The following is a 22,548-nucleotide window of genomic DNA, read 5'->3' as shown; positions in this document are numbered from 1 at the left end:
TCACAGCGCGCGCAGGCCGTCGATCACCTCGCGCAGCACCTTCTCGTCCGGCAGCTCGGCCGGCGGCACCGGCCTGCTGATATGGACCAGCTCCGCATCCAGCAGATCCCCGATCAGGACCCGTACGACGCCGAGGGGCAGGTCGAGTTCGGCCGCCAGCTCGGCGACCGACAGTGGCTCCTGCCGGCACAGCTCGACGATCTCGACATGCTCGGGCGACAGGCTCTGGTCGTCGACCGTCTCCCCCGCACGGCTCTCGGCGATCACCAGCGCGATCAGATCGAGGCGCCCCTCCGAGGCCGTACGGGTGCGCCCGCGCGTCATCGCGTACGGCCGGACGACCGGGCCCGCGTCGTCGTCGAACCAGCGGGCCGCTTCCCGGTCCCGCGCCGCCCGGCGGTCCTGGTCGCTCATGCCGAAACCTCGCTTCGCTCGGCCTCGCACTCGCGCGGCGCGCACCGCTCGCTTCTTCGCTCGCCGCGCTCGCTCATGGCGTCACCGTCGTCGCGCTCAGGTGGAAAGGCCGGACCGGGGCGCGGTGCCCAGGTGCGTACCCACGCGCTTGACCAGCAGCGTCATCTCGTAGGCGATCAGCCCGACATCGGAGTCCGCGTCGGCCAGTACGGCCAGGCAGCTACCGTCGCCGGCCGCGCTGACGAACAGGAACGCCTCGTCCAGCTCGACCATGGTCTGCCGGACGTGGCCCGCTTCGAAGTGCCGGCCGACGCCCTTGGCCAGGCTGTGGAAACCGGAGGCGACCGCGGCCAGATGCTCGCCGTCCTCGCGGGTCAGGTCCTTCGAGGCGCCGGTGGCCAGCCCGTCACTGGAGAGGACCAGTGCCTTGCGGATGGAGCCGACCCGCTCGACCAGCTCGTCCAGGAGCCAGCTCAGCTCACCGGAGCCCTTCTCCGAGACCGATGCGGTGGAAGCTGCTGCCTTCGGTGCGGTCATGGACCGTCCCCTCCCGATGTGGTTCCTGGTGGTGCTGTGGTGCCCGTGTCGTTGCCGTTCTGCGGGGCGGTGTCACGGGCGTCCGGGTCTGTGATGTCCGGGCCTGTGGTGGTGTCCGGGATGGTGGTGTCCCGGACCCTGCTGCCGGCCGCAGCCGTTTCGCCGGTTGCCGGGTCCTCGCCCGGTGCTGTTCCGGTCCCGCGCCGGTCCTCGCCGTTGTCGCGGCGCCCGCGCTGCCAGCCGCGCTGGAGCGAGGCCATCCGGGCGCGGACCGCCTCCGCGTCACGGTCGTCCGCGGCCGGTGCGCTCCGCTCCGGTGTCTCGGCCTGCCCGTTGGGATCGGCCTTGAGCTGGGGCGCGAGGCTCGCCTGCCGTACCCGGCGGGGCAGCCCCTTGGCCGTGGTCGGCGCGGGTGCCTCGCGGTCCTCGGTGGGCCGGGCTCCGTCCGCGGCCGGGCCCTGCGGCGCGGCGGCCGACGACGGCCGGGCCCCGGAGCGCTCGGCAGAGGAAGCCCCGGAGCCGGAGCGCTCGGGGCGCGGACGGCCGGGGCCGGGACGCTCGGCGGCCCGCTTCCCGTGCGTGTCGCTGTCGTCGACCGTCCGGCCGTGATCGGAGACCAGCACCGGCGGGCGGGGGCGGCGCGGCAGCGGTGCCGGCCCGCCGGGCGCCTGGTCCCGGGCCTGCTGGTGCTGCTCACCGTCGGGGACGGGCGGCACCGGTGCGATGCCGCGCGGGGCGTCGGGAGCGGCGGCGGGCCCCTTGCGGCCTCGCTCCCGCTTCCGGAAGACGCTGTCCTCGTCATCGGCCGGGCCCAGCTCGTTCGGGCCGAGCGGCGCCTCCAGTTCGACCGGTCCGTCGATAATGGCCGGGGCGCGCCGCTCCCGCTGGGGCGGCGGCGCCTGGGAGAGGGCGGCCAACTTGCCCGCCGCATGCTCCAGTTCATTGCCGACGGGGCCGCCGGGCAGGCCGTCCGCCGCGTCGTCGTCCTCCCGGCCGCCGACGGCGGTCTCGGTGAGGAGCGCCCCCGGGACGAAGACCACGGCGGTGGTGCCGCCGTACGGCGAGGGCTGCAGGGAGACCCGTACGTTCTGCCGCTGGGCGAGCCGGCTGACCACGAACAGACCGAGCCGGTCGGTGTCGGACAGCTCGAACTCGGGGGTCTCGGCGAGCCGGAGGTTGGCCTCCATCAGCAGATCGGGGGCCATGCCAAGACCGCGGTCGTGGATCTCCAGGGTGTAGCCGTTGGCGACCCGCTCGCCCAGGACCTGTACGGCGGTGTGCGGCGGCGAGAAGACGGTGGCGTTCTCCAGGAGCTCGGCCACCAGGTGTGTGAGGTCCGATACCGCGGGGCCGTCCACCGCGAGCCGCGGCAGCCGGCGCACCTCGATCCGCTCGTAGTCCTCGACCTCGGCGACCGCCGCGCGCACCACGTCCATCAGCTGGATCGGCTTGCGCCACTGCCGGGAGGGTGCCGCGCCGGAGAGGATGACCAGGCCCTCCGCATGCCGTCGCATACGGGTGGTCAGATGGTCGATCCGGAAGAGGTCGGCGAGTTCGTCGGTGTCCTCGGTGCGCCGTTCCATGGCGTCCAGAAGGGTCAGCTGGCGGTGCAGCAGGACCTGGCTGCGACGGGCGAGGTTGACGAACACCTCGGAGACGCCACGGCGCATTTCGGCCTGTTTGACGGCAGCCTCGATCGCGGCCCGCTGGAGGGTGTGAAGTGCCTGGCCGACCTGGCCGGTTTCGTCCGGGCCGAAGGCGAGCCGGGGTGCCTCGGTCTCCACATCGACCTGTTCGCCGGCCGCCAGCCGGCGCATCACGCTCGGCAGCCGTACCCCGGAGACGTCATGGGCGGCCTTGCGGAGCCGGATCAGGTCCCGGACATGCCGGCGGCCGATGCGGAACGAGACGATCAGCGAGACCAGCAGCGCGGCGAAGCCGAGGACGCCGGCGACGGCAGCCTTGAGCAAGACGTTCATGGCGACGGGGGCGACGCGCTCCTGGTAGCGGTCCCCGGCGTCCTTGCCCATCCGCTGAAGGTCGCCGAGCACCTTGCGTGCCGCGGTGTTCCAGCGCTCGGCGTTGACCGTGTGCGGCCCGTCCTGGGCGCCGGCGGCGATCACCCGGTCCTCGTACGAGGTCAGCTCGCGGGCCTTCGCGGAGCGCCAGTAGTCCTCGTAGAGACCACGGTCCTTGGCGGGCAGGGCGGGCAGGCCGGTGCTGTAGAGGACCCGGCGTTCGGCGACCCGGTCGGACAGCGCGCGCAGGTCGCGCTTGCTCATGCTGCCGGAGACCAGCACCGCGGACATCAGGGCGTCCTCGCGGGAGACCGCCTCCCGGGCCCGGGTGACATTGACCAGCGCCCGGGCCTGCTTGTCCATCTCGACGTTCTCCAGGGCGTGGAGCGCGGCGAGGAAGTCATAGCTGGGGTCGACCAGGGAGTTGTAGCTCTCCATGGCCTCGTCGCGGGAGACGGTGTTGTCCTCGATCTGGGCCCGCAGCGAGCCCAGTCCGCCCAGGCCCTTGAGGACGCCGTGCATCCGGTCGGCGTTGCCGGCGCTCAGGTCGTCGCGGATGTCACGCATGTCGATGTCGGCGCGCAGCCGGGTGACTGCCTCATCGGTGGCCCGGGTCTGCCGGTGGAGCTGGTCGAGCGCATTGGCCCCGCGCCGGTCGGCGAGGTACAGCAGGCTCTGCCGGCGCTCCCGCTGGAGGGCCTGGATGACGTCCTCGACCGGGTAGCCCAGATTCTTCACGATGTTGCCGACGTCCAGCAGCTGGTTCGCCTCACGCCCGGTGATATAGGTCATGAACGCCCACATGGACATCAGGGACACCAGCGGTACGAGCAGCAACGCCACGATCTTCCGGCGGACCGACTTACCGCGAAAGCGCATGGCCTCCCCTACGTCAACCCCGGCGCACGGGGGGTGGTGTTCCGTCAACAAACGGCGCGAGCCTACTACTGTCGGGTGACCTAGCCGAAGGCCTCTCCTGACGTCGGGGAAGCAACCGGGGCGGGATCATCATGAGTTGTCCACCGATTCCCGGACAACCCGCCCGCACCGAGGAGCCGGACCCGCCTCCTCAGCATCCGGCAGCCTGCCGGAGGGTTGGCCGGTTTTGCTCTACCCCGGGTAACTCTGCGCGGCCCCGGTGCATGACCATGAGGAAGGACGGGGTGCGACGCCAGGGGCATGTACCCGGCGAAATCCGGGCAGTCACCGAGGAGTCGGACACGCGGGGAGAGTACGGGGAGTGTGACGCGTTCATGGACACCGGCAGAGAGCCGTTGTGGCAGGAGGAGCCGGCGGTCCGGCGCCGGATGGCGGATCCGGTGCGTACCGCCGCGGTGCGCGCCGTCATCATCGTGGCACTCACCCTGGTTCAGGCCATGGTGGCATTCCTGAGCACCCTGGCGGGCTCCTGGCTCGCGTTCCCCGCCGTGCTCAGCACCGTCGCCAGCACCGTGGTCGCCACCTGGGCGGTGCTGGATGTCTGGGTGACCCGTCAGGTGTGGGTGCAGCGCAACGGGGTGCAGTCGCAGCCGAGCAGTACGGCCCGGGAACTGCGCCGCGAGCGTCGCCGGGCGCGCCGGCAGCAGCGCAGGGAATCGCGGGAGGGCCCGTCGAGGATCGACCGGGCGGCCGCCTGAACGACCTGGCGGGCTGGCGGGCTGGGCGGTTCCCCGGAGGACTCCTGGCCTTCCGGGACCCCGCGGACCGTCCGGGCTCCGGGGGAACCGAGGAACCGCGCTCGGCTTCGGACGGTCACGGCGCGCTCGCCGTGACCGGGTATTTACGCCACCGCCTCTTCCCGTACGGCGGGCCGGACATGAATCATGCCGTCCAGGACACTGACCTCGTGCGTGCGCACCGGCCGGCGGGCCGGCAGGCAGGTCGGAGCCCCGGTGCGCAGGTCGAACAGGGCCGCATGCAGCGGGCATTCGACGAAGCAGCCCTCGACCCAACCGTCGGAGAGCGAGGCGTCCTGATGACTGCAGGTGTCGTCGATGGCGTAGTAGCCGCCCTCGGCATGGAAGACCGCGATGGCCGGTGTGACGTCGTCGATCTCGATCCGTACGGACTCGCCCTCGGGCAGGTCCTCGATGCGGCAGATGGGAATCATCTGGCCCCCCTCTCGCTGATCGGTATCATGTGTTCTGAATAACGCATCGCAGAGCGCGATGCGCAACAGAATCCAAGCCGGGAAGCGGGCCGTCAAGGGCTTCCCGGCAGATGCCCTCAGACGTGCCCCACGGGGGCCACCGGGTGGTGACACAAAGACCCATGTCGAACACGAGCGATACGGCAGACGACCGGTCCGAGGAACGGCGCGGCGGGGCGGGATCCGTCCAGTCCGTGGACCGGGCGGTGAGCGTGCTGGAGATCCTGGCCAGGCTGGGCGAGGCCGGGGTGACCGAGCTCTCCGAGGAACTGGGCGTCCACAAATCGACCGCGTTCCGGATCCTCGGGGTGCTGGAGAACCGCGGGCTGGTGGAGCAGGAGAGGGACCGCGGGAAGTACTACCTCGGCGCCGGGGTGCTGCGGCTGGCCGGCGCCGCCGCGATCCGGCTGGACATCTCGCAGGAGGGCCAGCCGGTGTGCCGCGCGCTCGCCGAGGACACCGGGGAGACCGCCAACATCGCGGTGCTGGACGGTGATGCGGCGGTCAACATCATGCAGGCCAGGGGCTCCGCCGCGGTCACCGCGTACAACTGGCTGGGCCGCCGCACCCCGCTGCACGCCACCGCCAGCGGCAAGGTGCTGCTGGCGCATCTGCCGCCGAAGCGCCGGGAGACCCTGGCGACCCGCAAGCTGCCGCGGTTCACCGAGACCACCCTGACCACGGCGGCCGGTCTGCGCGAGCAGCTCACCGCCGTGCTCGCGGACGGATTCGCCTGCACCAACGAGGAGTTGGAGATCGGGCTCAACGCGGTGGCGGCACCGGTCCGGGCGCACGACGGCGCGGTGATCGGCGCGATCGGCGTCTCGGGCCCCGCGTACCGGATGGAGCGTCATCTGCTGCCGGAGCTCGCGGAGCGGTCCGCGAAGGCGGCCGCGGAGCTCTCCCGCCTGATGGGGTACGCGGGTTGAGCCGGGTAGCGAAAAATCCCCCTTGACGGATCCCTGACCCGACTTCCAGCATGTCTCCTATAGCGCAACCCAGCGCACTATAGGCAACAGGGAGACAGAGGTGGAGCGTCCTCCACCGCTGTCCCCGCTCCTCGCACCGCGCACCACTCCAACCCCTCACAGGCATCCGTGCCACCTCACGCGTGCTACCCGCCCTGCCGCCCCGCAGGCGCTGTTTTAGGAGTGAGACATGCCGCACGAAGCCCGCGCCGTCGTCGCCCTCAAGAAGGGCGCCCCCGTCGAGGTGCTGCCGATCCTCGTACCCGATCCCGGTCCGGGCGAAGTGCTCGTGACCGTGCAGGCCTGCGGGGTGTGCCACACCGATCTGCACTATCGCGACGGCGCGATCGGCGACGACTTCCCCTATCTGCTCGGCCATGAGGCGGCGGGGGTCATCGAGGCCGTCGGCCCCGGTGTCACGGACCTGGCGCCCGGTGACTACGTGGTGCTGGCCTGGCGGGCGCCCTGCGGACAGTGCCGTGCCTGCCGTCGCGCCCGCCCCTGGTACTGCTTCGCCTCCCGCAACGCCGCCCAGCCGATGACCCTGCAGGACGGTACGGAACTGACCGCGGCGCTGGGCATCGGCGCTTTCGCCGAGAAGACCCTGGTCGCCGCCGGGCAGGCGGTGAAGGTCGATCCCTCGGCACGCCCGGAGGCCGCGGGCCTGATCGGCTGCGGGGTGATGGCCGGGTACGGCGCGGCCGTGCACACCGGAGGGGTGGGCAGCGGGGACACCGTCGCCGTCATCGGCTGCGGCGGCGTCGGCAACGCCGCGATCGCGGGCGCCTCGCGGGCCGGCGCACGACGCGTGATCGCCGTCGACCTCGACGACGGCAAGCTGGACGCCGCCGAGCGGTTCGGCGCCACCGACACCGTCAACTCCCGTGGTACGGACCCCGTCGAGGCGGTCCGCGCGCTCACCGGTGGGCACGGCGTCGATGTGGTGATCGATGCGGTGGGCCGACCGGAGACCTACCGGCAGGCGTTCTATATGCGCGATCTGGCCGGCACGCTCGTCCAGGTCGGTGTGCCCGACCCGGACATGCGGATCGAGCTGCCGCTCATCGACCTCTTCTCACGCGGCGGCGCACTCAAATCGTCCTGGTACGGCGACTGTCTGCCCAGCCGCGACTTCCCGGTGCTGATCGATCTGTTCCTGAGCGGCAAGCTCGACCTGGAGCGGTTCATCAGCGAGACGATCGCCCTCGACGACCTCGAAGCGGCCTTCGCGAAGATGCAGCGCGGGGAGGTCCTGCGGTCGGTGGTGGTGGTCTAGCGCGGTGCTTCCCGGCTCCGCCCGACTCCGCCCGCAGGCCTCGGCGCCCTGATCATCCGGCGGCTTCGTCCGCCTGCTCCCCGGGGACCGGATCCTCCGGGCGGCGGTACATCCGCGTCGCCGTGATCTGACCGTGCACCGCCTCACCGGAAGGGTCCGGCTGCGGCAGGCCCGGCCGCAGATGCTCCTCGACGCTGATGTACTTCAGCCCGGCCCGCAGGTCCGCGTCATTGCGCAGCCGGATGACCAGCGGGAACTCGGCGAGCGCCGTGGTGTCGAAGAGACCGGTGGTGTACAGCAGCTGGACGCCCAGCGCGTCGGCGACGGCGCGCTGGAGCTCCAGCAGATAGGTCGCGTTGGCGCGGCCGATGGGGTTGTCCAGGAACAGCGTGCCGGCGTGCCGCTGCTTGTCCCGGCCCCGGTCGTTGCTGCGCAGCGCCGCCATCGTGCAGTACAGCGCGATGGCCGCGGTCAGCAGCTGGCCACCGGAGAAGACATCGCCCATCTGCCCGACCGGCACCCGCTCGGCGCGCAGCACCGCGTCCGGCTTGAGGATCTCCACGGCCACCCCGCGCGGCTGCAGCGCCGCGCCGACCCCGCGCAGCAGCAGGGACATCCCGTCCCGCCGCAGATCGCTGTTCTTCTTGACGGCCGCACGGGTCGCCTCGTCGATCACCTCACCGAGCCGCTCGGCGAGCGTGGCCTGGTCGGGGTCCTCGAAGCGGATCCGCAGGAACTCCTGCCCGGACCACTCCCCCAGCCCCTCGGGCAGCCGGGACAGCCGCTGGGCGGAGCGCAGTGTCGTCAGCGACGACTCGACCAGCCCGCGCAGCCGGTCGACGATGGAGTCGCGGTTGCGCTCCAGCTGCTCCAACTCGTCGCTGAGCACCCGCAGCCGGGGTGCGAAGGCCTCCGCCCACTTGGCGGCATGGTCCGGCAGGGCCGCGGCGGGCAGCTCGCGGATCTGCTGGCGGGCGGGGGTGCGCACCTGCTCGTAGCGGGTGGAGTTGGCGTGCCGTACGAGGATGTCGCTCGCCTCGCGCACCGCGGACTCGGCGGTGGAGAGGTCGGCGGCACAGCCACGCAGCGAGCGGCGGGACTCGGCGGCGGCCTGCCGGGCCTCGTCCAGCCGGCCGGCGTACGGCTCGGTCCGCCCGTCCGCCGGGTCGTCGGCGTCCTGGTGGTCACGGAGCAGATCACGCAGCAGGGCGGCGGTCTCGTCGAAGCCGCCCGCGGCGTCCTCGGCGGCGCGGTGGCCGCGCAGCAGCTCCTCGTGCCGATCGCGGGCGGCCTCCAGCGCCTCGGCGGCGGTGGCCAGTTCACCCGAGGCGGTGCGCAGCAGCTCCTTGGCGCGATCGGCGTCCTTAGGCACCAGCTCGTCCGGCAGCTCGGTGTGTGTCTCACCGTCGGTGGGGGCCAGCCGCTCGGCCTCACCGCGCAGCCTGCCGAGCTGTTCACTGGCGGCCGAGGCGCGGGTCTCCAGCATCTGCACCAACGATTCGGCGCGGGCCGCGGCGGCCTGCCGGGAGGGGCCGTCGGCGGCGTCCGGGCTCTCCAGCAGCGTCTCCGCGCGGGTGCGGACCTTGTTGGTGAGGCGGTTCAGCTCGGCCAGGGCGGCGCTCTCGTCCCCCTCGGCGCGGGCTTGTTCGGCGCGCAGATCGGCGCCGACGCCGACCTTCTCGTAGAGCTGGGAGGCCGCGCGGTAGGCCTCGCGCAGCGCCGGCAGCGAGGCGCTCGCGCCCTCGGGGGCCTCCCCCACGTCGTCCGGTACGCCGGCGATCTCGGCACGCTCGGCGCGCAGTGCGCGGGCGGTGCGCCGGGCGTCGTCGGCGGCCCGCTGGGTGGCCCTGCGGTCCTCGTCGGCGGCCCGCGCGCGGTCCACGCACTCCTCGGCGCGGGCCTCGAACTCGGCCGCCTCATCGGCGAGTTCACGCATCCGGGACTGCCAGGAGGCACGCTCCCGCAGCCGGTGGGCGAGCCCCGCCAGCAGGTCGGCGGCGCGCCGGGCGCGCTGGGCGGCCTCCTGGCGCTCGTCCCGCACCCCGGTGGCCTCGGCCGCGACCTCATCGGTCTCGGCGCGGGCGGTACGGGCCCCGGCCAGCTCGGCGGCGGCCTCCTCCGCTGCCGTACGGGTCTCGTCCGCGGCGGCGGCCAGTTCACCGAGGCGGCCGGCCGGGCAGCCCGCACGCCACGATCCGAGCCGGGCGGCCAGCGCACGGTCCCCGGCGAGCCGGGCGGCCAGCCCCCGGATCTCCTCGTCGCGCTCTATGGCGCGCGCCCGCAGCGCCTGGCGCTCCTCGTCAGCGGCGGACTCGTCGTGCATCGCCGGGTTCGGCGGGACGAGGAAGACGCCGGAGTCCCGCTCGTCAGAGGCGGGTGTGGGCGCGAGCAGCGCGGCCGCGGTACCGACCGCGACGGCCGAACGCGGCAGCAACGCGGCCTGGGCGAGTACCTCGCGGGCCCGCGCATGGGTGTCCGGGTCCGTGATGATCACGCCGTCGACGAGCTCGGGGCGGGCGGCGAGCACCCGGGTGTGGTCGGCGGGGTCGACGGACTGGGCGAGATAGCGCCAGCCCGGCAGCGCGGGCACGCCGTGCTCGCCGAGATACTCCACGGCGGCCAGCACATCGGGGCCCGGGGGCAGCAGTCCGCCGTCGCCCAGCGCGCCGAGGATCCGGGCGTCGTCGGCGGCGGCCGTGCGCAGGTCGAACAGCTGCCGTTCGGCGGCGGCGACGCCCTCCTCCAGCAGCTCGTGCAGCTCGTCGGCGTTGCGGTCGAGTTCCTCGGCGGTGAGCGGGCCGCCGGGACGGCGCGGGGCGGCCCGGTCCGTGCCGGGCGTGGCCGTACGGGGGCCGGGCACGCCGAGCGGCTTGGCCTCGGCCTGCGGGAGTCCCAGGAGGTCGGCGAGCCGCTGCTCGGCGCCGATGGACTCGGCGGCCCGTCGCTCGGCGTCGTAGGCGCGCCCGGCGGCCTGCGCGGCGTCCTCGGCGCGGGCCGCCGCCAGCTCGGCGGCGGCGTGCCGGGCGGTGGCCTCCCGGGCTTGGTCGGTGGCCTGCCGGGCGGCCTCACGGGCCGAGTCCCAGGCCTCAACGGCGGTCTTCTCGGCGTCCGAAGCGGCGAGCGCGGCACGGGCCGGGTCGGCGTCGGGGGCGCTGTCGTCCAGCCAGCCGGCCCGGACGGCTTCGGCGGTCTCCTCGGCAACTTCGGCCAGCCGCTGCTTGAGGTGGTCGGCTTCACTGCGGGCGCGCTGCGCGTGGGTGGCGGACGTGGTGGCGTCGCGGTGCGCGGACTCACCGGCCTCCTGGAGGGCGGCGGAGCGTTCCTCCTCCTCGTTGGCGACCTGCTCACCGGCCTCGGCCGCGGCATGCAGGGCGCGTACGAGGTCGGCGGCGGCGGTGGCCCGGGCGGCGAGCGCGGGGGCGGCGTCCCGCTCGGCCTCGCGGATGGCGACGGCGACCCGCGCGGCGCGGTCGGCGGCGGCGCGGTGCCGCAGCGCGGTCTCGGCCGCCTGCCAGGCGCTGTGCAGCGTACGGGCGTCGTTCAGCTCGCGGCGCTGGGCGGCGGCGCCCTTCTCCGCGGCGGCCAGCGCCAGCGAGGCGTGCCGGTAGGCGAGTTCGGCGGAGACCAGGGAACGGCGCTCGCGGACGCGCTCGGCGTCGGTGACGCGATGGGCCGCGGCGGCGACCTGTTCGGCCAGCTCGGCGGCGCGGCCGCGCTCTTCGGTGCCGCGGGCGTGGAGCCGCTGGGCGAGGCCGCGGGTGCGGCGCTCGGCGCCCGCATGCACCTCGCGGGCGCGCTCGCGCTGCTCGGCGGCGTCGGCGATACGGGAGAGCAGGTCGAGGGAGCCGGCCGTGAAGTCCCGCTCGGCGGTGAGCTCGGCGCGCCGGCCGAGCTTGTGGGCGAAGCCGTGCACCAGGTCGGCGAGGCCGTCGGTGTCACGGGTGTCCGTGACGGCGCGCAGCAGCAGGTCGGTGAAGTCCGAGTCGTTCTTGACCGCGAACAGGCCGGCCGCCTCACCCTCGTCCGCGTTCATCTCCCGCTGGTAGCGGAAGAGCTCGGGGTCCAGACCGAGCGCGCCGAGGTGTTCGTTCCAGCGTTCGTGGATCTCTTCCCAGACGACGTCGAGGTTGGGGTAGTGCTTGCCGGCCTCGGTGAGGACGTCGCGGAAGCCCTTCATCGTGCGCCGGCGGCCCTGGGCTCCGGAGCTGCCCTCGCCGCTCTCCTGGCGGGGACGGACGACGGTGGCCTCGGCGACGGGGAGGGAGTCCAGGCTCATACCGGGGCCGGGCCGGAAGCTGTACCAGGCCTCGGCGAACTTCCGGGGGTCGTTGGAGACCTGCCGGCCGCGCCACTCGCTGACCTTGCCGACGACCACGCTCTCGCCGGTGAGGACGTGCTGCCACTCCAGGGCGACATGGCCGCAGTCGTCGGCGAGCAGGAACTTGCGCAGGACGCCGGAGCTGGCGCCGCCGAGGGTGTTGCGGTGGCCGGGCAGCATCACCGAGAAGATCAGCTTGAGCAGGACGGACTTGCCGCCGCCGTTCTCCAGGAAGAGCACACCCGCCGGCGCCGGGCGGCGCGGCGGGCCGACCGGTTCGTCCTCGAAGAAGTCCGCCTGGGCCGGGGCCGGTTGGGGCACGGGCGCACCGACTCCGCGCAGGTCCAGCACGGTGTCGGCATAGCGCGCACCGGCGGGCCCGATGGAGTAGAGGCGGACCCGGGACAGCTCGTACATGGCGGACTCTCGTTGTCGTGTCGGGAAGGGGCGGTGCTGCTCTCCCGCCCCCTCCCCCTCCTCCCCCTTCGGGGGGAGGGGGCGGGGGTGGGTTCGTGGGTGGGGGGAGCCGGGGCGGTGGGAAGGTCGGCCGGAGCGGAGCGGCAGGTGGTCGTCGGTCGGGGCGGGCGGTGGCCGGTCGGCCGGGGCGGAGCGGGCGGTGGTCGTCGGTCGGAGCGGAGCGGCAGGTCGTCGTCGGTCGGAGCAGTCGGTCGTCGTCGGTCGGCACTATCGGTGGCCGGTCGGCCGGTCGGCCGGAACGTCAGTGGTCGAAGGGCCGGCCCGTCATCCGGAGTGGAAGGGCAGTCCGGCGTCGGAGACCAGGTCGAGGTCGTCGGTGTCCTCGCCCGGCAGCAGCGCGGCACTGCCGTCGGCGACGGGGACGATGCCCAGCTCCAGCAGCTCGGTCATGGCGGCGCTGCCGGCCATGTCGCGGACCTGGAGCTGATAGCGGGCGGTGGTGCGGTAGGCGCCGCCGGAGTCGTCACCGGTGCGCTGAAGGAAGCCGGAGTCGACGAGGAAGGTGACGGCCTTGGCGATGATGCCGGTGGTCGAACCGGCCAGCCGGCGGGCGTCCTTGGTGGCGCCGGTCGCGCTGCGCCGCGCGTAGACGCGCCAGGCGGATTCCAGGCCGGGGGCGTCGGTGGCCGGGTCGGTGTTCTCGCCCTCCTGCTCGGCGCGCTCCTCCAGGCGGCGGCAGGCCTGCCGGACGAAGGCGTCGACGCCGTTGACGGTGATCCGGCCGATATAGCCGTCGTCGGCGAGGTCTTCGGGGCGCGGGAAGGCCAGTGCGGCGACGGCGAGATGGGCCAGGCCGTGCAGGAAGCGGTCGGCGGAGTCGGCGGAGGCCCGACGCGCATAGTCACCCATCCGTACGGCGAAGACGGAGTCCTCGTCGGCGGTGACGGCCATCCCGGCGCGGGTGGAGACCTCCAGGACGACCAGCCCGAGTCCGGTGGCGACGGCGTCGGCGAGCCGGGCGAAGGTGGGCTCGTCGCGATAGCGGCGCAGCAGTTCGCCGTATTCGGCGTCGCGGGCGGGCAGCAGCTTGGGCTGGAGGCCGAAGGAGACCAGCCGTGCGGCGTCGGCGGTATCGGCCGGGGTGAGGGAGGGGGGCCTCCCCTGCTCATGGGGGTCCCCCCGCTCGAACGAAGCCGGGGGTGTGGGAGCTGCCGAGAACTCGGGGGCGGGCCCCGCCGCGGCCGGCTCGGCGTCGGCGGTGGGCGCGACCCGGCCCGGTTCACCGGGCCCGGACGCCGGGTCCGGCGCCTCGTCGTACTGGGTCACGGAACTAGCTCCTTGCGGGGGACGGTCTCGGAAATCTCTGGCCGGCACGGCTGCGGGCGGCCGCCCGGCGCGCCGGGGCCCTGCCGGACCGGGCGCGCCATGCCGTTCGCCGGCCGGCCGCCCTGGGTGCGGGACACCATCACGCCACCTCCGAGCGGTCCGCGGCCATTCCGGCGGAGTCCAGCAGGGCGGTGCCGACGATGAGGTCGGCGCCGCCGAACTCGGGGTCGGTCAGCTCGGTGCCGTCGTCGACGGCGAACAGGAGCTGCTGCTCACCCTGGCGGTACGCCGTGCCGACCGGCGGGCTGGCGGCGTGTACCGCCAACAGGGCAACGAGGTAGGGGAGTTCGGGATCGCCGCGGCGCGCCTCGGCGAGCAGTCCGGAGAGCCTGCGGGGGGCGTCGGCGGGCAGATCGAGCAGTGCCATCGCGGCGTCGAGCTGAGCCTCGCTGAAGCGGCTGTCGTCGGGCGTCGTCACCAGATCGGGCTCGGGCATCTCGGCACCGAGGTGCTCGCGCTCCACGGGCGGGGTGAGCAGCACCTCGACGAGATCGCCGATCCGGACGGCCGAGGGCGTGCGCAGGCCCGTGCCATGGGCGAAGAAGGCGTCGGTGACGCGGATGGCCCGCTCGGCGGGGAGCGGCAGCAGGGGGGCGACGAGCTGGCCGTACAGGTCGAGCCCGGAGCGGGCGGCGGGGGTGGCGAAGGCCTGGCGGTCCTGCTCGGCGCGGAAAAGCGGTCCGGCCTCCAGCAGGCGGGACTGGAGCTGGGTGTGGCGGCGGATGCAGTCCTTGACGATGTCGACGAGCTCGGCGGCGCGGCGCTTGTGTTCGGGCTCCTCGGTCTCGTCACGGGCCTTGCGGATGTTCGTCAGGATGGCGTTCTCGTGGCGGTAGCGGTCCGCGACGTGGTCCAGCGCCTCGTTGATCATGTCCGGGACGGTCTCCAGCCAGTCCACGGCGCGGACGTTGCGGCGGGTGGCGTCCAGGGTTCTGCGCAGCGTCTCGGCGTACTGCACGGTGCGGTAGCGGGCCTGCTCGGCGGCGAGCTGGGCGTCGGCCAGCCGGCCACGGTTGATCAGCACCTCCAGCTTGACCTCGGCGGCGATCTGCGCGCTGGTGACGTCCGTGTCGAGCGCGCCGACCAGGACGTTGACCGCTTCGTCGGTGGCCCGCAGGAAGACGCTGCCGCCGGCGCCCGGGACCTCCTCGATGAGCTTGAAGTCGTAGTCGCGGCGGACATACCGGCCGTCGGTGTTGAAGGTGCCGTAGACGGCCCGGAAGCCACGGTCCACGCTGCCGACGTTGATCAGGTTCTCCAGCACCCAGCGGGCCACCCGCTCGTGCTCACCCGTGGGACGGCGGGAAGCCTGGGCGGCGACCCGCGGGAGCACCTTCGCCACTATCTCCTCGTGGTCGGCGCCGGTGTCGAAGTCCATGTTGAGGGTGACGAGATCGATGATGGCCAGCGCCACCTCCGCCATGGCGTAGACCCCGTACTCGCCCGCGAGGTTGGCCTTGCGCACGTCGAGGTCGTGCAGCGGCGCGGTGCACGCCAGGGCGCGCAGCCGACGGGCCAGGCCTTCGTCGGCGGCCGGGCCCGGCGCGGGCCGGTTCGGGCCGTTGAGCTGGGGCGCAGCGGCCCCCGGGGCGGGAAAAGTCACGTCGCACAGAGTAGGCGCTCGCACTGACAACGGACGAAACGGCGCGGATCCGCTCATGGGTGGAACCGCTGGTGGATCCGTTGACGGACCACTCGCCGGGCCGGCGCGTCAGTCTACGGCGTGGCCCGCGGCGAGCGGCCGCCTGGTGCGGTGGCCCCCGGCGCCGGTCCGGTGCCGCCGCTCAATGGGTGGCCCCTCCGGCGACGCGGAGGTCGGTGCGGGTGTGCGCGGCGGTGACCGCGATCTCCCGCAGGGCCCGGGCCACCGCGTCGGCAGGCAGCGACGGCTGGGCGCGGTCGACGACCTGCTCCGGCGCGTAGGGCACATGGACGAACCCGCCGCGCACGCCGGGCAGTTCGGTGGCGATGAGGTGGGCGAGGCCGTAGAAGACGTGGTTGCAGACGAAGGTGCCCGCGGTGTTGGAGACGGAGGCGGGCAGCCCGGCGGCGCGGACGGCCGCCACACATGCCTTGACCGGCAGGGTGGAGAAGTACGCTGCGGGGCCGCCGGGCACGATCGCCTCGTCGACCGGTTCGGCGCCCGAGACGTCGGGGATACGGGCGTCGTCGACGTTGATGGCGATGCGTTCGACGGTGATGTCGGGGCGGCCGCCCGCCTGGCCGACGCACACCACTATCTCGGGGCGGGTCTCCTCGATCGCGGCACGCAGCACCGCCACCGACGCTCCGTAGACGCAGGGCAGCTCGACGGCGAAGGCCTCGATGCCGGCGGGCGGTTCGTCCGCGGCGGCGCGTACCGCCTGCCAGGAGGGGTTGGTGGATTCGCCGTCGAAGGGTGCAAATCCGGTCAGCAGTACCCGGGTCATACGGTCATCCTCGGTGCGGTGCGTCCGGCGTCGGAGGCAGCGAGCAGTGGTCGGGGGCACCGTGCCGCGGAGTGCGGCACGGCGCCCGGAGCCGGTTCAGAAGGCGAACAGCGCCATGATCAGGATGTTGCAGCCGAGCAGTACCCCCGCGGTGGGCAGCTGCGCCTTGATGGGCCCGTACTGGTCCTTCAGTTCCAGCAGGGCCGCCGGAACGATGTTGAAGTTGGCGGCCATGGGCGTCACGAGGGTGCCGCAGAATCCGGCGAGCATGCCGATGGCCAGGACGGCGGCGGGGTTGCCGTCGAAGTGGCCTATCAGGACCGGCCAGCCGACGGCGGCGGTCATCACAGGGAAGGCGGCGAAGGCGTTGCCCATGATCATGGTGAACGCGAACATGCCCACGCAGTAGACGACGACCGCGATGTAGAGCGAGTCCTCGGGCAGTACGGAGGTGGCGAGCTTGCCGACCTGGGCGCCGACGCCGGAGACCTGGAAGATGGCGCCCAACGTGGCCAGCATCTGCGGCAGCAGCATCGCCCAGCCCATCGCCTCCAGCATGGAGCGGCCGGACTGCACGGGCACGGAGACCCGCTTCTCGCGGAGCATGATCATGCCGACGACGAGGGCGACGACGGCCCCGATCCCCAGGCCCAGAATGGTCTCGCTGCCCTCCTGGAGGACCGGCTCGCCCCCGAAGGACAGGTGCTTGACGCCGATGGCGCACGCCATGGCGACGGCCGGGATGGTGAGCGCCGGGATGAACAGCTTGTTGCCGAGCTTGGCTGCGCTGGCGGCGCGCTGCTCCGGGGTGGTGGTGCGCGGGGTGCCGCGTCCGGTGAAGCCGAAGCCGGCCAGGCAGGCCATGACGAGCACCGCGACGCCCAGCGGTTCGGCCGGCGCCTGCTTGGTGACGACCCAGCTGCTGTAGATGAAGCCGGCGCCGATCAGGCCCCAGAAGGCGCCGGTGCCGAAGCGCTTGGGGTTGCTGCGGTCGGTGACCATCTGGGAGGCCATCACCAGGAAGCTGAGGCCGACCAGCCAGTAGAACCACTCTGCCTTGATCACTGGGCGGCCTCCGCTGCGGCGGTGTTGTGGACGTTGGCGGTGAGCAGCTCGCGTTCCAACTGGCGGTCCAGGCGCAGCAGTCGCCAGCCGTGGACCACGAAGGCGCACAGCGCGGTGGGGATCGCCCACAGCGCGAGCTGCAGGGGTTCGAGGTGGGTCCCGTAGGTGGTGTTGACGAAGCCGGTGATCAGCAGGATCGAGCCGACGGCGAGAAAGACGTCCTCGCCGAAGAAGAGGCCGATGTTGTCCGCGCTGGCGGCGAACGACCTGACCTTCTCCCGTGTCCGGTCCGGGAGTTCGCCGTATTTGCGCTCGGCAGCTCCCTCGGCCATCGGGACGGCGAGCGGGCGGACCGTCTGGGCGTGGCCGAAGACATTGGTCAGCCCGACCGCGGCACCGATCTGCCGCAGACCGAGGTAGAGCGCCAGGAAGCGTCCCGTGGTGAGCCGGGCGAACCGGGCGATGAGGCGACGGGCCTGCTCCTGGAGGCCGTAGCGCTCCAGGAGGCCGATGACCGGAAGCGTGATCGCGAAGATCGTCACCGCCCGGCTGCCGGCGAAGCCGTCACCGAACGCCGCGAGCACCTTGCCCGGCGACAGCCCTCCGAGGAGGCCGGTCGCCATACCGGCCACCCCCACGACCAGCAAGGGGTTGCGTTTCGTGGCGAAGCCGATCACGACCACGAGCACGCCGAGGAGCACGATCATGGATCCGCCTTCCGCGTACGGGGACCCACTCGGGTCCGCGAGGAGATGAAGAGATTGCAGCGGAGGCTAGGCGATTGTTCAACGATCCGACAAGGGGTCTGCGGGGACGGATCTCAAGCTGCCCCCACGGCACCGCTCGTGGCGGACCTCGCGGCGACCCCCGCCGCGGATCTCACCCCTCCGCGATGCGCTGCGCGTACGCCCCCGACAGCTGACTGCGCGAGTCCTCCAGGTATGACAGCAACAGCCGCTCGGCCTCGGCGGCATCACCCGCCTGCAGCGCCTCGACAATCTGTCGATTACGTGTCAAATAGGGCGCATGGAAGCGCCGGGGGTCGGCCATGACATGGAAGACCAGCCGGAGTTCGGCGAGCACACCCCGCATCAGCTCATCCGTGCGCGGGCTGCCCGCCAGGGCCACGACTCCCTGGTGAAAACGAATATTGGCGGTGGCGAGCGCCTGCCACTCCCGGCCCCCGGAGGCGGCCTCGCCGGCCTGCACAGCGGCCTCGATCGCCGCGATGGCGTCGGTCGCACCGGTGTCGTAGGGCCCCTGCCCCAGGCCCCGTACCGCCGCACACTCGACGAGCATGCGCACCCGGTAGATGTCCTCCAGGTCCTCGACCGTCACCATCCGGACGAACACCCCGCGGTTGAGTTCGTGCACCAGCAGCCGCTCGTGCGTCAGCAGCCGGAACGCCTCCCGCAGCGTGTTGCGCGAGACGCCCAGCGCGCCGCCGATGCTCTCCTCCGAGAGCCGGGCGCCGGGCGGGAAGTAGCCCTCGGTGATCCGGTCGCGCAGGATGTCGGCGACCCGCTCGGCCGTGCTGGAGCGCCCCAGCAGGGCGCGGTCTCCCTCCAGATCCGCGACCTCGGTGAGCCGCCACTGATCGTTCTTCGCCGCTCCGCCCGCCATACCGCTCCCCGCTCTCGCGCCGTACCGGGCGGCGATCGAGGCCGTCCCGGTGTCGTGTGAGCGAGAGTCAATCCCAGATGAGGGAACAAAACAACGCATCCCCTCTCGGATGCAGTGCACCTCTTGTCGGATCGTTCAACGATCCCCTACGTTGTCCTCCATGCCGGTCGGCTCTAGTTGCCCTCGGGGGCGAGTCACTACGGATACGGGCCGGCCGGCCCGGAACGCCCCCGCCCGCCCCTGCCCGCGAACGGGCCGCCGCGCCTGCGCCTCACGCCCGCCCGGCACCGAGCACCTCTGGAACGGACACACATGAGCGAGCGCAGCGAGCAGCCCACCGTGGAAAGGTGCCCGCCGCGCGCATGCGGGGCCGAGCGGAGCGAGGTTCCGGCATGACCGGCGGCGCGGCGCCCCCTCCCGTCATCGACCTCAACGCCGACCTCGGGGAAGGCTTCGGCCGCTGGCAGCTCACCGACGACGAGGCCCTGCTCTCCGTCGTCACCAGCGCCAATGTCGCCTGCGGCTTCCACGCCGGCGACCCGGCCACGATGCGCCGGGTGTGCGAACTGGCCGCCGAGCGCGGCGTGGTCATCGGCGCCCAGGTCTCCTACCGCGACCTCGCCGGTTTCGGCCGCCGCACGATGGAGGTACCGCCGGACGAACTGTCCGCCGAGATCACCTACCAGATCGGTGCGCTGGAGATCTTCGCGCGCGCCGCCGGCGCCCGGGTCGGCTATGTCAAACCCCATGGCGCGCTCTACAACCGCTGTGTCCATGACGGGGAACAGGCCGGTGCCGTCATCGACGGCATCCTCGCCGCGGGCGGCGGACTGCCGGTCCTCGGCCTGCCCGGCTCGCGGCTGCACGAGGCCGCCCGGCGGGCCGGACTGCCCGTCGTCGGTGAGGCCTTCGCCGACCGCGCCTATACCGACGAGGGCACCCTCGTCCCCCGCCGTGAACCGGACGCGGTGATCCACGACGCCGACGCGGTCGTCAAGCGGGCCCTCGGCATGGCCCGCGACCACACCGTCACCTCCCGCGACGGCCGGCGCATCGGCATCACGGCCCGCTCGCTGTGCCTGCACGGCGACACCCCCGGCGCCGCGGACCTCGCCCGGCGCGTACGGTCCGAGCTGGCCGCGGCCGGCGTACATCTGCGGAGTTTTGCATGAGGCCGCTGCCCGTCGGTGAACACGGCCTGCTCATCGAGCTGGACAGCGCCGAGGAGGTCGAGGCGCTGCACGCCGAACTGCTGCGCCGGGCCGCCGACGGCGCCCTGCCGCCGCTGCGCGAGATCGTGCCGGCCGCCCGTACGGTGCTCCTGGACGGTCTCGCCGACCCCCGCGGGCTGATCGCCGAGCTCGCCGCCTGGGACATTCCCCCGCTCACCACCGGCGACCGGCCCGCCGTGGAGATCCCGGTCCGCTACGACGGCCCCGACCTCTCGGATGTCGCCGCCCTGTGGGACTGCACCCCCGACGAGGTGGTGCGGCGGCACTCCACCACGGAGTTCCATGTCGCCTTCTGCGGCTTCGCCCCCGGCTTCGGCTACCTGACCGGACTGCCCGAGCCGCTGCACGTACCGCGCCGGGACACTCCCCGTACCAAGGTCCCGGTCGGCTCGGTCGCCCTCGCCGGCCCGTACACCGGCGTCTACCCGCGCTCCTCCCCCGGCGGCTGGCAGTTGATCGGCACCACCGACACCGTCCTGTGGGACCCGCGCCGCGAACCCGCCGCGCTGCTCACACCCGGCACCCGTGTCCGTTTCGTCCCGCAGGAGACCACCCGATGACCGACCGCGCCTTCTCGGTCGTCCGGGCCGGTGCGCTCACCACCGTCCAGGACCTCGGCAGGCCCGGCCATGCCCACCTCGGTGTGCCGCGGGCAGGCGCCCTCGACGAACCCGCGCACCGCCTCGCCAACCGCCTGGTCGGCAACCATCGTTCCGCCGCCACCCTGGAGACGACCCTCACGGGCTGCGCCCTGCGCGTCCGTACCACCACCACCGTCGCCGTCACGGGCGCGCCCTGCCCGGTGACCGTCGACGGCCGCCCCGTCCCCTGGGGCGCACCGGTCCGCGTCCCGGCGGGCGCCGTCCTGGACGCGGGGCCGGCCACCCACGGACTGCGCTCCCACCTCGCCTTCGCCGGGGGCATCGACACCGAACCGGTCCTCGGCAGCCGCGCCGCCGATCTGCTCTCCGGCCTGGGCCCCGACCCGCTCACCGAGGGCACGGTCCTCCCGCTGGGCGACCCGCACGGCCCGCCGGCCACCGCCGATGCCATCCCGCACCGCGGCCCGGTGACGGAGCTCCTCCTGCCGTTCCTGCCCGGCCCCCGCGACGCCTGGTTCACCGACGCCGGTCTGCACACCCTCACCACCGGCCGCTTCCGCGTCTCCCCGGCCAGCAACCGCATCGGCCTGCGCACCGAAGGCCCGCCCCTGGAACGCGCCCGGACCGGCGAACTCCCCAGCGAGGGCATGCCCCTGGGCGCCCTCCAGGTCCCGCCCGACGGCCTGCCGGTCCTCTTCCTCCACGACCACCCCACGACCGGCGGCTACCCGGTCGTCGGTGTCGTCCCCGAGCGCTACCTGGCGCCGGCGGCCCAGGCCGTACCGGGGACACCGGTACGGTTCCTCCGGATGCGCTAGGGCGCGTCCGCAGCGACGCCCTGGCCAACCGGGGAACTCGCAAGGCGCACCGCGTTGTTCTGGACGCGGTGCAGCAACTCCCGCAGCTGATCGCGTTCAGCGGGGGTGAAGCCGTCGTACAAGCCGTCCTCGACGCGTTCCTGTACCGCCCACAGCGCGGCGATGGCCTGCTCCCCCTCGCGCGTGATCGTGACGTCGTCCTGGCCTTGCGTCACATAGCCGCGGTCGCACAGCGGTGCCAGCAGTGCCTGCAACTCGTCGGTGCCGACGCCGACATCGCGGCGCAGCTGCTCCAGCGGGGTGCTGCGCTCGCAGGCGAGCACCATCAGCAGCACCGCCTGGGAGCTGTCCAGGTCGCCGATCCGGCGCAGATGGGCATCGAATGCCTGTCGCACCAGGTGAGCGGCCGCGGTGAGGTTGCGGCCGAGGGTGTCGCGGATCCGGTCGGTCAGCATGGCCAGGATCGCCTTCATTCGTAGTTCGTAGATGCTGATGCCGGCGGCCACCCCGACGTTGAGTGATTCCACCGCACCGGCCATCGGGATCTGTACCACCAGATCGGCCGCGGCCAGCGTGGCCGCACTGACGCCGTCCGTCTCGTTCCCGACGACCAGCGCCACCTTGCGACCGCGCAGTGGGGCCATCGACTGGAGATGCGTTCCCCGGGGGCTGGTCACCACAATCTGGAAGCCGGACTCCCGCAAGGACGCCAACGCGCCGCCCGGATCGGCGAATCGGCGGACGCGGCAGCCGAGTACGGCACCTCGTGCCGCGTCCAGGACCCGCCGGGAGGACAGATCCGTCGTCTCATCGGTGAGCACGATGTCCCGCACGCCGAGCGCGCGTGCGGTCCGCACGATCGTCCCGAGATTTCCGGGGTCGGCGACCTGCTCGCACACCACGGCGAAGTCGCCGTAAGCGTCCGCCACCGGGGTTTCGGCCGGCAGCGCAGCCACCGCCAGCCAGTCGACGGGCTTCCCACCACCGGTGACCTTGCGCAGCAGCCCGTCCCGTACGGCGTGCACGCGCACCTCCGCAGCGGTCAGTTCCGCATGCAGCGCGGGATCGTCCGCACCCGCCGAGCGGAGTACGTATTCCGGAGCGGTCCCGGCGGCCAGGAGCTGCCGGATCAAGCCCGGACCTTCGATCAGGCAGCGTCCGGCGGCGATCCGTCCGGAGCGGGTGGCCAACGTCCGGGCGGCGGCAATCCGCACGTCCTTGATCGAATCGATGAGCTCCATGGCCGACCAGACTATCGAGGCGCCGCGCGGGGAGGATGCCCAGGCCCGCGCGGCC

General features: G+C 73.0%; 18 protein-coding genes. 6 read left to right on the top strand and 12 right to left on the bottom strand.

Annotated elements, in window-relative coordinates; genetic code table 11:
- From ACGFWI_RS33190 to ACGFWI_RS33180, 3 genes are all read right to left on the bottom strand, one after another.
- Entirely contained in the window at positions 1 to 414 is a 414-nt protein-coding gene (locus ACGFWI_RS33190; RefSeq protein WP_393909758.1) for a DUF742 domain-containing protein, read from the bottom strand.
- A gap of 96 nt (positions 415 to 510) precedes the next feature.
- Positions 511 to 951, bottom strand: coding sequence for a roadblock/LC7 domain-containing protein (locus ACGFWI_RS33185; protein ID WP_393909757.1), 441 nt, complete (start codon positions 949 to 951; stop codon positions 511 to 513).
- Positions 948 to 3,848: a nitrate- and nitrite sensing domain-containing protein gene (locus tag ACGFWI_RS33180; RefSeq protein WP_393909756.1), complete on the bottom strand. Its 2,901-nt coding sequence runs from the start codon at positions 3,846 to 3,848 to the stop codon at positions 948 to 950. The genes ACGFWI_RS33185 and ACGFWI_RS33180 overlap by 4 nt, the downstream gene beginning before the upstream one ends.
- Before the next feature lie 374 nt (positions 3,849 to 4,222).
- Between ACGFWI_RS33180 and ACGFWI_RS33175 the strand changes: the two genes are divergently transcribed.
- Complete coding sequence (locus ACGFWI_RS33175) at positions 4,223 to 4,606, top strand: hypothetical protein (RefSeq protein ID WP_393909755.1); 384 nt, start codon at positions 4,223 to 4,225, stop codon at positions 4,604 to 4,606.
- Between the two features lie 143 nt (positions 4,607 to 4,749).
- Here the strand turns inward: ACGFWI_RS33175 and ACGFWI_RS33170 are convergent, their stop codons facing one another.
- The gene (locus ACGFWI_RS33170) at positions 4,750 to 5,079 is read right to left on the bottom strand and encodes a bifunctional 3-phenylpropionate/cinnamic acid dioxygenase ferredoxin subunit (protein ID WP_393909754.1); all 330 of its coding nucleotides are present in this window, start codon (positions 5,077 to 5,079) and stop codon (positions 4,750 to 4,752) included.
- Positions 5,080 to 5,240: 161 nt separating this feature from the next.
- Here ACGFWI_RS33170 and ACGFWI_RS33165 point away from each other — a divergent pair, with 161 nt between their 5' ends.
- Both ACGFWI_RS33165 and ACGFWI_RS33160 read left to right on the top strand, forming a co-directional pair.
- Positions 5,241 to 6,047: an IclR family transcriptional regulator gene (locus ACGFWI_RS33165; RefSeq protein ID WP_393909753.1), complete on the top strand. Its 807-nt coding sequence runs from the start codon at positions 5,241 to 5,243 to the stop codon at positions 6,045 to 6,047.
- Between the two features lie 229 nt (positions 6,048 to 6,276).
- Positions 6,277 to 7,362, top strand: a complete 1,086-nt coding sequence (locus ACGFWI_RS33160; protein WP_393909752.1) for an S-(hydroxymethyl)mycothiol dehydrogenase — start codon at positions 6,277 to 6,279, stop codon at positions 7,360 to 7,362.
- Between the two features lie 52 nt (positions 7,363 to 7,414).
- Here ACGFWI_RS33160 and ACGFWI_RS33155 read toward each other — a convergent pair whose 3' ends face one another.
- The 7 genes from ACGFWI_RS33155 to ACGFWI_RS33125 form a co-directional block, all read right to left on the bottom strand.
- Positions 7,415 to 12,097 (bottom strand): hypothetical protein, encoded by a 4,683-nt coding sequence (locus ACGFWI_RS33155; protein ID WP_393909751.1) that lies wholly within the window; start codon positions 12,095 to 12,097, stop codon positions 7,415 to 7,417.
- Between the two features lie 324 nt (positions 12,098 to 12,421).
- Positions 12,422 to 13,423 (bottom strand): hypothetical protein, encoded by a 1,002-nt coding sequence (locus ACGFWI_RS33150; protein WP_393909750.1) that lies wholly within the window; start codon positions 13,421 to 13,423, stop codon positions 12,422 to 12,424.
- A gap of 139 nt (positions 13,424 to 13,562) precedes the next feature.
- Positions 13,563 to 15,086, bottom strand: a complete 1,524-nt coding sequence (locus ACGFWI_RS33145) for a hypothetical protein (protein ID WP_393909749.1) — start codon at positions 15,084 to 15,086, stop codon at positions 13,563 to 13,565.
- Positions 15,087 to 15,267: 181 nt separating this feature from the next.
- Complete coding sequence (gene pcp / locus ACGFWI_RS33140; protein WP_393909748.1) at positions 15,268 to 15,912, bottom strand: pyroglutamyl-peptidase I; 645 nt, start codon at positions 15,910 to 15,912, stop codon at positions 15,268 to 15,270.
- Positions 15,913 to 16,008: 96 nt separating this feature from the next.
- A complete protein-coding gene (locus ACGFWI_RS33135) occupies positions 16,009 to 16,977 on the bottom strand; it encodes a DUF979 domain-containing protein (RefSeq protein ID WP_393909747.1) in 969 nt (322 codons plus the stop codon).
- Entirely contained in the window at positions 16,974 to 17,684 is a 711-nt protein-coding gene (locus ACGFWI_RS33130; RefSeq protein WP_393909746.1) for a DUF969 domain-containing protein, read from the bottom strand. Before ACGFWI_RS33130 ends, ACGFWI_RS33135 begins: the two co-directional genes overlap by 4 nt.
- Positions 17,685 to 17,856: 172 nt before the next feature.
- Positions 17,857 to 18,600 (bottom strand): GntR family transcriptional regulator, encoded by a 744-nt coding sequence (locus ACGFWI_RS33125; RefSeq protein WP_393909745.1) that lies wholly within the window; start codon positions 18,598 to 18,600, stop codon positions 17,857 to 17,859.
- Between the two features lie 392 nt (positions 18,601 to 18,992).
- Here ACGFWI_RS33125 and ACGFWI_RS33120 point away from each other — a divergent pair, with 392 nt between their 5' ends.
- From ACGFWI_RS33120 to ACGFWI_RS33110, 3 genes are read left to right on the top strand one after another with little or no spacing between them, the layout of a single operon-like run.
- Positions 18,993 to 19,772, top strand: coding sequence for a LamB/YcsF family protein (locus tag ACGFWI_RS33120; protein WP_393909744.1), 780 nt, complete (start codon positions 18,993 to 18,995; stop codon positions 19,770 to 19,772).
- Positions 19,769 to 20,392 carry a 5-oxoprolinase subunit PxpB gene (pxpB, locus tag ACGFWI_RS33115; protein WP_393909743.1) on the top strand — a complete coding sequence of 208 codons (624 nt, stop codon included), beginning with the start codon at positions 19,769 to 19,771 and terminating at the stop codon, positions 20,390 to 20,392. The genes ACGFWI_RS33120 and pxpB overlap by 4 nt, the downstream gene beginning before the upstream one ends.
- On the top strand, positions 20,389 to 21,252 hold the full coding sequence (locus ACGFWI_RS33110) for a biotin-dependent carboxyltransferase family protein (RefSeq protein ID WP_393909742.1): 864 nt from the start codon (positions 20,389 to 20,391) through the stop codon (positions 21,250 to 21,252). The genes pxpB and ACGFWI_RS33110 overlap by 4 nt, the downstream gene beginning before the upstream one ends.
- On the opposite strand, the gene ACGFWI_RS33105 is transcribed toward ACGFWI_RS33110, so the two are convergent.
- The gene (locus tag ACGFWI_RS33105) at positions 21,249 to 22,493 is read right to left on the bottom strand and encodes a TrmH family RNA methyltransferase (RefSeq protein ID WP_393909741.1); all 1,245 of its coding nucleotides are present in this window, start codon (positions 22,491 to 22,493) and stop codon (positions 21,249 to 21,251) included. The two genes, ACGFWI_RS33110 and ACGFWI_RS33105, sit on opposite strands and share 4 nt — an antisense overlap.
- Between the last annotated feature and the right edge of the window lie 55 nt (positions 22,494 to 22,548).

The sequence above is a fragment of the Streptomyces sp. NPDC048434 genome (genome assembly GCF_043200375.1).
Taxonomy (GTDB): Bacteria; Actinomycetota; Actinomycetes; order Streptomycetales; family Streptomycetaceae; genus Streptomyces.
This window is presented reverse-complemented; position numbering and strand designations above follow the sequence as displayed.